Origin of the sequence: uncultured Flavonifractor sp. (assembly GCF_944383115.1) — a bacterium.
GTDB lineage: Bacteria > Bacillota > Clostridia > Oscillospirales > Oscillospiraceae > Flavonifractor.
In genome coordinates, this window is record NZ_CALWOJ010000052.1 from 1 (window position 1) to 14,364 (window position 14,364).

Sequence of the window (14,364 nt, forward strand, 5' to 3'; positions counted from 1 at the left end):
CAGCCCAACTCCATCCTGACCCGTGAGCAGGCTGCCAAGATCATCTGCTACCTGCTGCTGGGTGAGGAGTCCGCTGAGAAGCTGACCACCAACTCCACCGTCTTCAAGGACGTGGCTGCTGACCGCTGGTCCGCTCCCTTCATCGGCTACTGCGTGAACCTGGGCATCCTGGCCGGCGACGGCGCTGGCAACTTCTTCCCCGAGGGCAAGCTGAACGGCGCTGCCTTCGCCAAGATGCTGCTGGTCGCTCTGGGCTATGATCCCAAGATCGAGAACTATGTTGGCGCCGACTGGATGATCAACGTAGCTTCCGACGCCATCGAGGCCGGCATCGCCCCCAAGGGCGTGGTGCTGTCCAACGAGCTGTCCCGTCAGGACGCCGCTCAGATGGCTCTGCAGACCCTGACCGCTAACATGGTCAAGTATGACAACCGCGGCACCACCATCAACAATGCTGACGGCAGCTCCGTCATCATTGGCAACAGCCCCGCTACTGCCGTGCCTGTCAATGGCGAGACCGCCAAGGAGAACTATGACCAGCGCACCGACGGCGCCGGCCGTGGCTATCAGCAGTTCTGCGAGAAGTACTTCCCCGACCTGATTAAGGTCGCCGGCGAGTCCGACGCCTTTGGCCGTCCCGCTGACTATCAGTGGAAGCTGGACAAGGACGAGGTCTACAACGCTGTTAAGACTGCCGACGCCAGCTACACCGAAGAGGTGAAGTCCGGCACCCTGTACACCGACCTGGGCCTGTCCGAGACCACCAAGGCTTCCGTGGTCGTGGACGGCGACGACACTGTTGCCAGCTTCTCCATCAAGAAGGGTGATAAGACCCCCACCGGCGGCAAGGGCGTTCTGACCGAGGCCTTTGTGGACGACGACAAGAACGTGACCCTGGTTCAGATCAACACCTATGTGGGTACCGTTTCCAACGTTGTCACCGCTGACGACGTGAAGGACGACGAGAAGCCCTACATCGAGATCAGCGGCCTGACCGGCAACGGCGGCAAGTTCGAGACCGCCGAGGTGTACGCTGAGGACGATGTGGTTCTGTACACCTACGACAAGAGCGAGAAGGAAGTCAAGTCCGTGGCCCTGGCCGAGAAGGTTGAGGATCTGGAGCTGACCTCCCGGACCGGCACCACCAAGTTCGTGGCCGGCGGCACCACCTATGAGTACAACAAGGTCAACCACAGCGAGACCGTCAACCTGAAGGACAGCATCACTGTCTACCTGGACACCAACGGCTACGTTGTCTACGTTGAGAAGTACGAGGCCGGTTCCACCAACTACGCCTTCGTGCTGGACACCAAGGCGAACGATGTTGAGTGGAGTACCGACAAGGTGACTTACACTGCCAAGCTGCTGCTGACCGATGGCACAGTCGTGACTGTCAGCACCGGTGAACAGAAGGTCTATGATAAGGACGATGCAAAGAAGAATTACAAGAACAGCTTCGTCTCCTACACTGTGGACGACGACGATGTCTACACCCTGACCAAGAAGGACGTCACTGCCGGCGGTGACAACATTGACGTGACCAAGGGTACCTCCAAGTTCGATATCAACGGCGCTACCAAAGGCGGCGAGTACTATGCCAACAGCAACACCATCTTCCTGGTGAATGACAAGACCAACGACGAGTACGCTGTGTACACCGGCATCGCCAACGTGCCCACCATGAACGGCGCCGCCACCGTGTATGTCAACACCAAGTCCGGCAACTCCGTGGCTTCCATCGTGTACATCTCCGCCGCCGACACCGTGGTGTCCGACGCCAACAAGGCTCTGGTCTACATCATCGCTGCCAGCAAGTCCGACCTGATCAGCGACGCCGACAAGGATGATTACTACACCTTCGACGCGGTCATCGACGGCGAGATCACCACTGTTGATGTGGCCAAGAAGCTCGTGGATGATGAGAAGAAGCTGGACTCCGACGTGCTGGCCAGCAAGCTGACCTACAACAGCAAGGACGTTGTCACCGGCATCACCCCCTATGTGGGCGAAGAGAGCGATAAGGATGACTACGCCTTCTCCGGCAAGAGTACCTCCAAGACCGCTGACGGCACTGTGGGTCTGAACGGCGCCTTCTACACCTACGCTGAGGACGTTGTGGTCTTCAAGATCGAGGACAACGAGTTCAGCAAGGTGTCCGTCACCTCCATCCGCGACGACGTGAACGACACCTTCAAGGCCGTGATCAAGGACGGCGAGATCATCGCCATCTTCATCACCGTCAAGGACGGCACCACTCAGGCTGATGTGGTTGAGCAGGCTGTGGCCAACGCCGTGAACGCTGTTCTGAACGGCAAGGACTACACTGCCTATGGCGAGATGAAGGCCGAGAACGGCAACGTCACCGTGTCTGGCAAGGCCGACTACATTGAGGCTCAGCCCGCTGAGGAGGGCCGCGTGACCAAGATCACCGCCGACCTGGCTCAGTTCCTGGGCCAGCTCTACAAGAAGGGCAATGCTTCCACCATCAAGTATGACGGTAAGACCTACCAGTGGAACAAGGAAGAGCCTCTGGATGGCAGCAACTGGACTGTCAACGGTGCCAATGACAATAACACTCTGGTCAAGGCCATCACCGATACCTGGAAGGCTGAGACCTCCGGTAAGTGGGCTGCCGATCATACCTACAAGGCCACCATCGAGGTGGACGGCGTCAAGATGACTTACACTGTCACTGTGGCTGCCCCCGCTACTGAGACTCCCTGATGAGTCCCCTGCTTGTGTAAACAAGTGAACAAGTAAAAGCGGCCCCCCTGATTCAGGGGGGCCGCTTTTCTCATTTGCCCAGGGCCAGGTAATGGTATGTCTCGCCCAATTCATTGAGCTGCGTACTGGGGGTGGTGCCGCTGGCCACGGAGCCGCCGCTGGCCCAGCCGTTGGCATACCAGCTCAGGCCCTTCTCGCTCCACTCCAGCGCCAGCACCCCGCCCATGCCTGCGGTGTCATTGGCCGCACCTCTGGTGCCGGGCCGCAGGAAGAGGGAGGTGGCCCGGTAGCTGCCGCCGGTGATCATAACCACCTCGGGGGAAAAGGGAAAGTCCAGGTGATTGGGAGAGGTCTCGCCCTCTTCTCCACTGCCCACATAGCTGCCGGTCATGACCCGGCAGTTGCCCTGGGCAGCGGTGGCCAGGGCGCTGTCGATCTTTTTGAAATCCTCATTGAAATCCGTCCGCAGAAAAGCGTCCGATCCCTCCCATTGGTGAAGCTGATAATTTTGGGTATAACTTGCCACATTCATTCCTCCTTGTTGTGATAGTTGCCCTCGCCTGTACGACTATGTGTCTGCTTGCTGCACGGAGAAAAGAAATTGCCTTTGGAAGCAGCTGGCCGTTGACGGGGGGTACAAATTCTGACAAAATACCACATATTTCAGCAATTAAACCGCAAGACACAGGAGGAAGGAACATGGCACGAAAAGCGATCAAAAAAAACCTGGCCTATGACGACGAGAAGGGGCTGTATTACGTCAGCTTCAACTACGGCACCGGCCCCGACGGCAAACGGGATCGGCGTGTGCGTACCTTTGCCCACCGGGCGGAGGCGGAGGCGGCCCTGGAGCAGTTTCGCAGCGGGCCGGGCAGGTGGTTGCGGGGCGACGGGGACCGCACCACCCTGGAGGAGTGGCTGAACTATTGGCTGGAAGAGGTCATCGCCCCAAACCGGGCCTATACCACCTACTACTCCTACCGTACCCTGATCCGAAACCACCTGGTTCCGGCCCTGGGGGCCATCCGGCTGCGCCAGCTGGAGCCCTGGCACATCCAGCGTTACTACGCCCAGAAAATGCGGGAGGGGCGGCTGGACGCCAACAGCGTCCACAAGCACCATATCCTGCTCCACACCGCCCTCCAGCTGGCCTTCCGGCAGAAAATCCTCCGGGAAAATCCGGTGGAGCGGGTGGAGCCGCCACGGGAACACCCCACCCGCCAGTATTACTACACCCCGGAGCAGCTGCGCCAGCTCCTCCAGGCGGTGGAGGGCTCCTGGCTGGAGCCGGTGGTCAAGCTGGGGGCCTACCTGGGCCTGCGGCGGGGGGAGATCTGCGGCCTGCGGTGGAGCGACGTGGATTTCCAGCACAACGAGATCCACATCCGCACCACCCGCACCACCGCCGGGAGACATGTGGTGGAAAAAGGCCCAAAGACCAAAACCTCCATCCGTACCCTGGGCATCGCCGGGCTGGAGGATCTGACCCGGCTGCTGCGCGCCCTCCGGGCGGCGCAGCTGCGCCGGGCCGCCCAGGATCAGGACTATCGGGACAGCGGCTATGTGCTGACCGACAGCAGGGGGGAGCCCAGGCATCCCAATATGGTCACCTGGGCCCTGCGGGATTTCGTGGATCGGCGTGGCCTGCCGCCTATCACCGTCCACGGCCTGCGCCACACCTTCGCCAGCCTGGCCAACAGCGCCCGCATCCCCCTGGTGGATATCGGCAAGGCCCTGGGCCATAAAGACGCCACCATCACCGGGCGTGTGTATACCCACATCTTCGACCAGACCCACCAGGAGGTACTCAACACCGTGGCCGCCCGCATCCAGGCCGGCTAATGCAAAATTCCTGCTTGACAAACCAGGAAGCTAAGCATATGATTATGACAGAGCAAAAAGTTTAGGAGGTGGCCCATGACCCAGCGGGAACGGCAGATCCTGAGATGGATCGAAGAAAACCCTCTGATCTCCCAGCAGGAGCTGGCGGACAAGGCCGGCATTACCCGTTCGTCGGCGGCGGTCCACATCTCCAACCTGATGAAGCAGGGGCATATTGCTGGCAAGGGGTATATCGTCCGCACCGCGCCCTATGTGGTGGTGGTGGGGGGCGTCAACCTGGATATCGGGGGCCGGTCTCTGGCCAAACTGGTGCCGGAGGACTCCAATCCGGGGCAGGTACGCACCAGTTTGGGGGGCGTGGGCCGCAACATTGCCCACAACATGGCCCTGCTGGGGCTGGATGTGCGGCTGCTCACCGCCTTTGGCGACGACCTCAACGCCCAGCGCATTGCGGCCAGCTGCGGGGAACTGGGCATCGACATCAGCCAGTGCCTGACGGTGCCGGGGGGCGCCACCTCCACCTATCTGTTCATTGCGGGCCAGGAGGGGGATATGGCCCTGGCGGTCAGCGATATGGAGATCTACCGCCATCTGACCCCCGCCTTTCTGGCCGGGCGGGCCAGGCTGTTACAGAACGCCCAGCTGGTGGTGGTGGATACCAATATTCCCGCAGAATCCATCGCCTGGCTGGCGGATAACCTGAGCGTACCTATTTTTGCCGACCCGGTATCCACCGCAAAAGCCGTCAAACTCAAGCCGGTGCTGGGGAAACTCCACACCCTCAAGCCCAACCGCGTGGAGGCGGAGCTGCTCTCCGGCGTGGCCATTACCGACGAGGCCAGCCTGAACGCCGCTGCCGACGCCCTGCTGGCCACCGGCCTGCGGCGGGTCTTCATCAGCCTGGGGGGCGACGGCATCCTGGCCGCCGACCACAGCGGGCGGGTCCATGTACCCTGCTGTCCCGGCCAGATGGTGAATACCACGGGCTGCGGCGACGCGGGCATGGCGGCCATCGCCTGGGCCTATCTGGAGGGCACCGATCTGGCGGGCACCGCCAAGGCCGCCATGGCGGCGGGCGCCATCGCAATGGAAAGCAGCGAGACCATCAACCCGGCCATGAGCAGCCAACTGCTCACAAGCCGGATGGAAGCATGATTCAGATCATCATTGGAGGTAATTGGAATGAATCTCAACAAGTTTTTGGATGTTGCCCCTGAAGTCGCCCAGGCCGTGGCCCAGGGCAAGCCGGTGGTGGCCCTGGAGTCCACCATCATCTCCCACGGTATGCCCTATCCCCAGAATGTGGAGACCGCCCTGAAGGTGGAGCAGATCATCCGGGACAACGGCGCGGTGCCCGCCACCATCGCCATCCTGGGCGGGCGCCTCAAGGCCGGCCTCACCCCCGAGGAGATCGAGTACCTGGGCAAGCAGGGCCAGGCGGTGACCAAGGCCAGCCGCCGGGACCTGGCGGTGCTGGTGGCCCGCAAGGCCGACGGCGCCACCACCGTCACCACCACCATGATGATCGCCCACATGGCGGGCATCCAGATCTTCGCCACCGGCGGCATCGGCGGCGTCCACCGGGGCGCTGAGACCACGATGGACATCTCCGCCGACCTGGAGGAGCTGGCCGCCACCCCCGTGATGGTGGTATGCGCCGGCGCCAAGTCCATCCTGGATCTGGGCCTGACCCTGGAGTACCTGGAGACCCACGGCGTGCCTGTCATCGGCTACGGCACCAAGGAGCTGCCCGCCTTCTACACCCGCAAGAGCGGCTTTGAGGTGGACTACCGCATGGATACCCCCGAGGAGATCGCCGCCGCCTTCCATGCTTCCCGGGAACTGGGCCTCAAGGGCGGTATGCTGGTGACCAACCCCATCCCCGAGGAATTTGCCATGGATCACGACGTCATCAACAAGGCCATCGACGAGGCCATTGCCCAGGCCAAGGCCCAGGGCATCCACGGCAAGGCCACCACCCCCTTCCTGCTGGCCAAGGTGAAGGAGCTGACCGGCGGCGACAGCCTGGATTCCAACATCCAGCTGGTGTTCAACAACGCCCGTCTGGCCGCTCGCACCGCCGCCGCGCTGTGCAGCATGAACTGAGTTTGACGCTTTTCCAGGGACGCCGCCTTTGCGGCGTCCTTTTTTTCCATATTTCGTCCCTGGAAATTGTCACAATGTTTCTTTTTGCTAACATTAAGGCCGGGTTTATTGCAACCACGCCTGGGGAGACGTATAATAAAAACCAAGATAAGTGACACTGTGTTCACGGGGCTGCCGCCCCGGCGGGCAGGGTGAGAAACGTGCTTTCCCGCGTGGAAGAAACGAGGCGATTTTATGGCGCGGAAGAAACATGGATTTTATCGGCTGTGCGCGGCGCTGCTGGGACTGATGCTGCTGCCGGTTGGGGCATGGGCGGCCCAGCCCGATCAGGCCGCGCCTGTGCTGGGGATCTATACCACCGGGGATATGGCGGGCCGGGTCTATGAGACCGACCCGCTCACCGGCGTGGAAGAGGAGAGCGGCTATTTGAAGGTGGCCGCCGCCATGACGGAGGAACGGGAACAGGTGGAGAGCGCCCTGCTGCTGGACAGCGGGGACGCGGTGGCCAATGATCTGGCCAGCGGCAGCGCCGCCGACACCGCCCTGGCCCTGCGCACCATCGGCTATGACGCTCTGGTCCCCAGCCTGGAGGAGTTCCGTCTGGGCCAGGGCCATCGGGCAGCCTTTTTCCGGGACCTGACCCGGACGGAAGGGGAGGGCACGCCGGTGGAACTGCTCTCCGCCGACTGGCTGGACGGTAAAACCGGGCAGCCTGCCGCCCAGCCCTACCAGATCTTCACCCGCCAGCTGGGTGGCAAGGAGATCCGCATTGCAGTGGTGGGCCTGGGTACGCTGGAAGTGCCGGAGTCCCTGCCCGCCTACTATTACAGCGACAGCCGGTTCGGCCACCTGGACGACGGGAGCGGCGACTATGCCTGGGAGTGGAATCACTGGGTGCAGCCCCAGCTGGCGCGGGAGAACTGCGATCTGGTGGTGGTGTGCTGTCACGGCGACCTGGATACGCTGGAACAGTTTGCGGCTGAGACGGCGGGCATCGATCTGCTGGTAGGCGGACATGGCGCGGCCGGTACCGGCGTGCTGCGGGACCGGGACGGCCAGGAGGTGCCCTGGGTCAGCGGCGGAGGGACCGCCCTCACCCGTACCGACGTGACCCTCTCCCCGGAGGGGAAACCGGTGATCGGAAGCAGCCAGCTGCTGGAACTTTCCGACTATGAGAACGATATGGACCTGGCCCAGGCTGTGGCGCCCGGACAGACGACCCGGCAGAATAAGGCCGGGCAGCGGACGGGAGCCCTGTCCGGCGACTGGTCGGACGCCGCCGCCGATCCCCTTCGCCAGACTCCGGTTGCCGACCTGGTGGCCCGGGCCATGCTGTGGACCTCGGGGGCGGACGGGGCGCTGGTGACCAACGGCAGCCTGGGCAGCCTGCCGGAACGGAGCGACGCCGGTTTGGGTGTGCGCATCCTTACCCTGAGAGACTGCGCCCTTCTGGCCGCCGGGGACAGTCCCGTGGTGGTGGTGGAACTGACCGGCGCGCAGCTGGAAGGATGGCTGGACATCTGCGCCGGACGGTATCAGGTGGATGAATCCGGCCAGCTTACCGGCGGCGACGACGCCGATTTTCTCTATGGTATGGACTATGAACTCTACACAGGCGCCCAGCCCGGTCAACGGGTGGCCAATCTGACCTGGCAGGGCCAGCCCGTTGAGGCGGAAGAGACCTACCGGGTGGTCATGGAGGCTTCCCACCTGGAGGATGAGGAATTCCCGGCCTGTACGGTTCTGTGGTCGGCTGCCTCCGATATGCAGTATGCCGCCACCGGCGGCACGATGGCCTCTCTGCTGGCGGCCTATGCCTCCCGCAACGGCGCTATTCTCCCCCAACGGGACAGCAGCTGGGCGGTCTATCCCGGCACGGTGGACAGTCCCTTGACCAGACTGGAATTTGTGGAACTGCTCTATGAGGCCGCCGGACGACCTAAGCCGGGCGCCGACGTGGCTTTTGTGGATATTGCGGACAGTGACGCCGTGGTGTGGGCTGCCGAGAGCCGGATCGTCAGCGGGGATGGGAAGGGGATGTTCCTGCCCCAGTCGCTGGTGACCCGTGAGCAGGCGGCCGCCATGCTCTATCACTACGCCCGGGCGGAAGGCATGGATCTGACCACCGACGGTGGGGCAGTCAACAGCCTGTCTGATCGTGCTTCGGTCTCCGGTTGGGCGGTGACCGCGGTGGATTTCTGCCTCCAAAACGGCCTGATGGAGCCTGTGGACGGCCAGTTCCTTCCCGCCGCCACCATGACCCGGTCGGAAGCGCGGAGGACTGTGGAAGTTTTGAATACGTTGGAATAACAGAATAAGCCGTTATGAAACGGACGCCCGGGAGGGCGTCCGTTTTTCTTTCACAAAACGGTAAGAGGGTGTTTAGAAATTTTTAAGATGGATCTGTTACACTGACCTCACAAGAAAAGGAGGCATTGAGATGGAACAGATCCTGAAAGTGGAAGGGCTGTGCCGGGATTACGGCAGAGGAACGGTCACCCACGCGGTGGACCATGTGGATTTTGCGGTGGAAAAGGGGGAATTCGTAGGTATTATGGGCCCATCGGGCAGCGGAAAGACCACCCTGCTCAACTGCATCTCCACCATCGACACCCCCACGGCGGGCCACATCTGGGTAGAGGGGAAGGATATTACCGCCCTGCGGCAGAAGGACCTCTCCCGTTTCCGCCGGGAGCGGCTGGGCTTTGTATTCCAGGACTGCAATCTGCTGGATACCCTCACCGCCTTTGAAAATATTGCCCTGGCCCTCACCATCCGCAAGACGCCTGTGGAGCAGGTGGAGCCGCTGGTGCAGGAGACTGCCCGGCTGCTGGAGATCACCGACTGCCTGAACAAGTATCCCTATCAGATGTCGGGGGGCCAGCAGCAGCGTACCGCCGCCGCCCGGGCCATTGTGACCCAACCGGCCCTGATCCTGGCCGACGAGCCCACCGGCGCGCTGGACTCCAAGTCCGCCCGGCTGCTGCTGGATCGGTTTGAGGCCATGAACCAGCTGTGTGAGGCCACCATCCTGATGGTGACCCACGACGCGTTTACCGCCAGCTACTGCCACCGCATCCTCTTTTTGCGGGACGGGTCGGTATTTGCCCAGCTGGAGCGGGGGGATCTGGAGCGGCGGGACTTTTTCCGGCAGATCATCGGCGTGGTGGCCCGGCTGGGAGGTGACCAGAGCGATGTTCTCTAAGCTGGCGGTCAAGAATGTGGGGCGCAGCTTCCGGGACTACGGGGTTTATTTCCTCACCGTGGCCTTCGGCGTGTGCCTTTTTTATGTGTTCAACGCCCTGGAGACTCAGGCGGTGATCCGCTATCTGGCCCGGCATCCCCGCTCCGATGTGGTAGGCGCCATACAGCGGCTCATCGGGGTACTCTCTGTCTTTGTGTGGTTCGTACTGGCCTTCCTCATCCTGTACGCCTCCCGCTTTCTGGCCCGCCGCCGGGCCAGGGAAATGGGCACCTATCTGCTGCTGGGCATGGAACGGTGGCAGGTGGCCAGACTGCTGCTGGCCGAGACGGCGGTGACCGCCCTCATCGCGCTGGGGGTGGGCCTGGCGCTGGGGGTGGCTTTGTCCCAGGCCCTGTCGGTGTTTACCGCCGGATTGTTTGCGGTACCCATGACCTTCTTTACCTTCTCCGTCTCCCTGCCCGCCTTGGGCAAGACGGTTTTGGCTTTTGCGGCCATTTTCCTGCTGGTGATGCTCTATCACGCCCTCTCTGTCTCCCGCCGGAAGCTGATCGCCCTCATACAGGCAGAGCGTACCAACCAGGAGCTGAGGGTAAGAAATCTGGGCGCATCGGTGGTGCTTTTCCTGGCGGGATGCGCCCTGTTGGGCGTGGCCTATGCCATGCTGCTGACCCGGGGCCTGCTCCGGGTGGACGCCCTGTTCTGGGTGATGCTGGGCCTGGGAAGCCTGGGTACTCTGCTGTTTTTCCGGGGCCTGTCCGGCTTTCTGCTGCGGCTGTGTCAGAGCAGCAAAAGGCTCTATTATAAAAACTTGAATCTGTTTATCCTCCGGCAATTCAACGCCAGCATCAACACCACTTACCGCTCCATGACGGTGATCTGCCTGATGCTGCTGCTGGCCATCGGAATTACCGCCACCTCGGTGGGGCTGAACAATACCGTGGAACAGATGGCCAGGGAGGCCCAGCCCCAGGATGTGGAACTCATTGCCTGGCCGGAGGAGGAAGGCGACGATCTGGATCTGCCTGCAGTTCTTATGACCAGGGGGTTTGACCTGTCCCGTCGGTGTGCCCGCTGGGCGGCCTTCCCCATGTATGAGGATGAGGAGGGGCGGCCCTGCCTGCTGCAAAAGGACTATCAGGCCTATGTGGACGCCTGGGGCGAGACCCAGGCCGGCGCCTTCCTGGAGAGCTGGGGCGCCCGGGTTCTGGACGGGGATGGTGGTACCCTTGTCGTTCAACGTTGGTACTTCCTGGCCGACTACGCCGGAGACTCCCAGGAGGCGGAGGACGCCTTCCTCCAGGCAGTGACGGACATCCCGGCCACCGGCGGCTACCAGTACAGCACCAGACTGTCCACCTGGATGGATCTGGTGGGAACCAAGGTGCTGGTGCTGTTTATCGGGCTCTATTTGGGTGTGGTGTTCCTGGTGGCCTCGGCGGCGGTGCTGGCCCTCCAGCAGCTCAGTCAGGCCGCCGACAGCGCCCGGCGCTATCGGGTGCTGTCCCGGCTGGGCGTCTCGGAGAAGATGCGGGGCCGGTCGGTGGATATCCAGGTGTTCCTGGCCTTCTTCCTGCCCCTGGCCCTGGCGCTGATCCATGCCGTGGTAGGTATGACCGCCGCCAATGCCGTGATTGCCGAGGTGGGGCGGGTGGATGCGGCGGCCTCCAGCGCCGTCACCGCCCTGCTGCTGGTGGCAGTATACGGCGGCTACTTCCTGGCCACCTGCTGGGGCAGCCGGCGGCTGCTGCGTTCTGGGACATAAAAAATACGAAAAACCCTTGCAATCGTCCTTCATTTGTGCTATCATTTCTCTTACGTGTAAGAGACGGCGCGGGTGTACTGCGCCTAAATAGAGTGTATCTTGCCCCATTGACGGGGCCGAAAGGACGATGTAGCGTGGATATCACCAAGCTGATTCTGAGCATTATCGATGTGGCGGCCTGCCTGTTCCTCATTTCCGTGGTGCTGCTCCAGTCCGGCAAGAGCGCCGGCCTGTCCGGTGCCATCGCCGGTGTTGCGGACACCTTCATGGCCAAGAACAAGGCCAAGAGCTGGGACGCCAAGCTGGCCAAGATGACCAAGTGGGTGGCCATCGCTTTTATGATCCTGACCTTTGTGATCTGCCTGCTCTGAGCATGCGAAAAAACGCCCTTCCGGTTTCGGAAGGGCGTTTTTGTTGCGCCTGGGACAAAAAGGGGTATAATACAAACCAGAAACACCAGAATCAGAAAGGAACGATCTATGAAAGAGACAAAGGAACTGATCGGAACCTACCAGGCCAGCGGCCGGGGGTTCGGTTTTCTTATACCGGAGGAGGGAGAGGACTGCTTCATCCCGCCCCGGGCCGACGGCGGCGCCTGGAACGGCGATAAAGTCATTGCCCGCATCACCGAGGAGGACCCGTCGGCGGGGCGCCGGGTGGCCAAGGTGGTCCAGGTGCTGGAGCGGGCCAACAAAACCGTCACCGGCGTGCTGGAGCGGCGGGATCACGCCCTCTGGCTGAACCCGGACAACGAGCGCCTGCCCGGCCCCATCCAGGTGTTTACCAAGCGGAAGGGGGTGCGCCCCGGCGAGCGGGCGGCCGTGGCCATGACCAGCTTCGGCGGCGGCAGGACTGCCCCCATGGGCACCCTACGGGAGCGGTTCGGTCCCGCCGACCGGCGGGAGAGTGCCGTGGAGGCCATCCTCTACACCCACGACATTGAGCGGGCCTTCCCGCCCGCCGTGCTGGCCCAGACCGAGACCATCCCCCAGGCGGTGGAACCCTCCGCCCTGGCGGGGCGGCTGGACCTGCGGGACAAGACCATCATTACCATCGACGGGGCCTCCTCCAAGGACTTTGACGACGCCGTTAGCCTGGAGAAGGACGACCAGGGCCGCTGGGTGCTGGGGGTCCACATCGCCGATGTGAGCCACTATGTCCAGCCTGGCACGCCCCTGGACCTGGAGGCTTGGGAGCGGGGTACTTCGGTGTATTTTGCCGACCAGGTGGTGCCCATGCTGCCGGTGGAGCTGTCCAACGGCATCTGCTCCCTGAACCCCCATGTGGACCGGCTGGCCCTGTCCTGCATCATGACCATGGACGCAAGCGGCGGGGTGGTGAACCACACCATCGCCAAATCGGTGATCTGCTCCGCCGAGCGGATGACCTATGAGGACTGCAACGTGCTGCTGGCGGGGGAAGACGCAGCCCTGGCGGAGCGGTACGCCCATATCCTGCCCATGCTGCGGGACATGGCCGCCCTGGCCAGGCAGCTGGAGAAGCTGCGCCGGAACCGGGGGGCCCTGGACCTGGAGACAAAAGAGAGCTATGTGATCTGCGACAGTGAGGGCAGACCGGTGGACGTGGCGCTGCGGCAGCAGGGGGAGAGCGAGAAGCTCATCGAGTCCTTCATGCTGGCTGCCAACGAGTGCGTGGCGGAGCATCTGAACCGCCTCCACAAGCCCTGCGTCTACCGGGTCCATGAGAAGCCCTCCGATGAGAAGGGGGAAGCTCTGCGTACCATGGTAGCCCCTCTGGGCTACGACCTGAAGGGGACCGACAGCCACTCCCTCCAGAAGCTCCTGGACTGGGCCAAGGGCAGGCCGGAGGAGGGGGCGGTATCCATGATGGTGCTGCGCTCCCTGATGAAGGCCCGGTACGATGAGGACAACCTGGGCCACTTTGGCCTGGGGGCGGAGTATTACTGCCATTTCACCTCCCCCATCCGCCGCTATCCCGACCTGATGGTCCACCGTGTGCTTACCGCCCTGCTGGACGGGACGCTGGACAAGCAGGAGAAGAAGCTGACCACTGCCGTGGGGCGGGCCGCTGTCCAGTCCTCCCAGCGGGAGCTGGCCGCCCAGGAGGCCGAGCGGGAGATCGAGAAGCGGTACCTGGCCGAGTTTATGGCGGGCCACATCGGGGAGAGATTTGCCGGCGTGGTGTCCGGCGTCACCCGGTTCGGCCTCTTTGTGTCGGTGGCCGGTGGCGTGGAGGGCCTGCTGCCGGTGGAGGCTCTGCCCGGCGGGCCCTGGGAGTACGACCAGGCCCATCTGCTCCTGGTGGAGTTGAACGGCAGCGGCCGGTACACCTTCGGCATGGCCCTGGAGGTGGAGTGCGCCGCCGCCGACCCGGTGAGCGGTCAGGTGGACTTTATCCTCCCCGGCGGTACCCCTGTAGCCAAGCGGGAGGGGCGCCCGGAGAAGCCCAAGCTGGAAAAGCCTCGCCGGAAGAAGGGAGGCAATCGCCGGGCCATGCACCTGCCCAAACGGCGAAAAGGGGGCAAAAAGCGATGACGAAACGGATTCTTTCCTGGGTGTTATTGCTCTGCGTATTGGGTTTGACGGGGTGCGGCAGTCAAATGCCCGCCCCTACGCCGACGCCTACGCCTGCCGCCACCCCCAGCGCCACCCCCACCCCCACATCTACGCCCACCCCGGAGCCTACCCCCACCCCTGACCCGGTGGCGGAGGCTCTGGCGGCCATGACCACCGAAGAGAAGGTG

10 protein-coding genes and 1 pseudogene are annotated in these 14,364 nt (G+C 62.8%); 10 read left to right on the forward strand and 1 reads right to left on the reverse strand.

Translation table 11 applies throughout. From position 1 onward, the window contains the following. Positions 1-2,724 (forward strand): S-layer homology domain-containing protein (locus tag Q0K43_RS06955; RefSeq protein WP_297289835.1); only part of this gene is annotated, 2,724 nt, incomplete at its 5' end. A 70-nt stretch (positions 2,725-2,794) separates the two neighbouring features. Here Q0K43_RS06955 and Q0K43_RS06960 read toward each other — a convergent pair. Beyond that, positions 2,795-3,250 (reverse strand): hypothetical protein, encoded by a 456-nt coding sequence (locus Q0K43_RS06960; protein WP_297289836.1) that lies wholly within the window; start codon positions 3,248-3,250, stop codon positions 2,795-2,797. A 173-nt stretch (positions 3,251-3,423) separates the two neighbouring features. Between Q0K43_RS06960 and Q0K43_RS06965 the strand changes: the two genes are divergently transcribed. The 9 genes and pseudogenes from Q0K43_RS06965 to Q0K43_RS07005 form a co-directional block, all read left to right on the forward strand. Further along, a complete protein-coding gene (locus Q0K43_RS06965) occupies positions 3,424-4,566 on the forward strand; it encodes a tyrosine-type recombinase/integrase (RefSeq protein WP_297289837.1) in 1,143 nt (380 codons plus the stop codon). A gap of 75 nt (positions 4,567-4,641) precedes the next feature. Continuing rightward, positions 4,642-5,721, forward strand: coding sequence for a PfkB family carbohydrate kinase (locus Q0K43_RS06970; RefSeq protein WP_297289838.1), 1,080 nt, complete (start codon positions 4,642-4,644; stop codon positions 5,719-5,721). 27 nt (positions 5,722-5,748) lie between these two features. Further along, positions 5,749-6,672 (forward strand): pseudouridine-5'-phosphate glycosidase, encoded by a 924-nt coding sequence (locus Q0K43_RS06975; protein WP_297289839.1) that lies wholly within the window; start codon positions 5,749-5,751, stop codon positions 6,670-6,672. 234 nt (positions 6,673-6,906) lie between these two features. Next, complete coding sequence (locus Q0K43_RS06980) at positions 6,907-8,982, forward strand: 5'-nucleotidase C-terminal domain-containing protein (protein WP_297289840.1); 2,076 nt, start codon at positions 6,907-6,909, stop codon at positions 8,980-8,982. Between the two features lie 130 nt (positions 8,983-9,112). After that, on the forward strand, positions 9,113-9,877 hold the full coding sequence (locus Q0K43_RS06985; protein WP_297289841.1) for an ABC transporter ATP-binding protein: 765 nt from the start codon (positions 9,113-9,115) through the stop codon (positions 9,875-9,877). Next, positions 9,867-11,639, forward strand: coding sequence for an ABC transporter permease (locus tag Q0K43_RS06990; protein WP_297289842.1), 1,773 nt, complete (start codon positions 9,867-9,869; stop codon positions 11,637-11,639). Before Q0K43_RS06985 ends, Q0K43_RS06990 begins: the two co-directional genes overlap by 11 nt. 134 nt (positions 11,640-11,773) lie before the next feature. Then, positions 11,774-12,010 carry a preprotein translocase subunit SecG gene (gene secG, locus Q0K43_RS06995; RefSeq protein WP_297289843.1) on the forward strand — a complete coding sequence of 79 codons (237 nt, stop codon included), beginning with the start codon at positions 11,774-11,776 and terminating at the stop codon, positions 12,008-12,010. A gap of 90 nt (positions 12,011-12,100) precedes the next feature. Continuing rightward, entirely contained in the window at positions 12,101-14,155 is a 2,055-nt protein-coding gene (gene rnr, locus Q0K43_RS07000; RefSeq protein WP_297289844.1) for a ribonuclease R, read from the forward strand. Continuing rightward, positions 14,152-14,364: pseudogene (locus tag Q0K43_RS07005) on the forward strand (hypothetical protein); the annotation flags it as partial. The gene rnr and the pseudogene Q0K43_RS07005, both read left to right, overlap by 4 nt.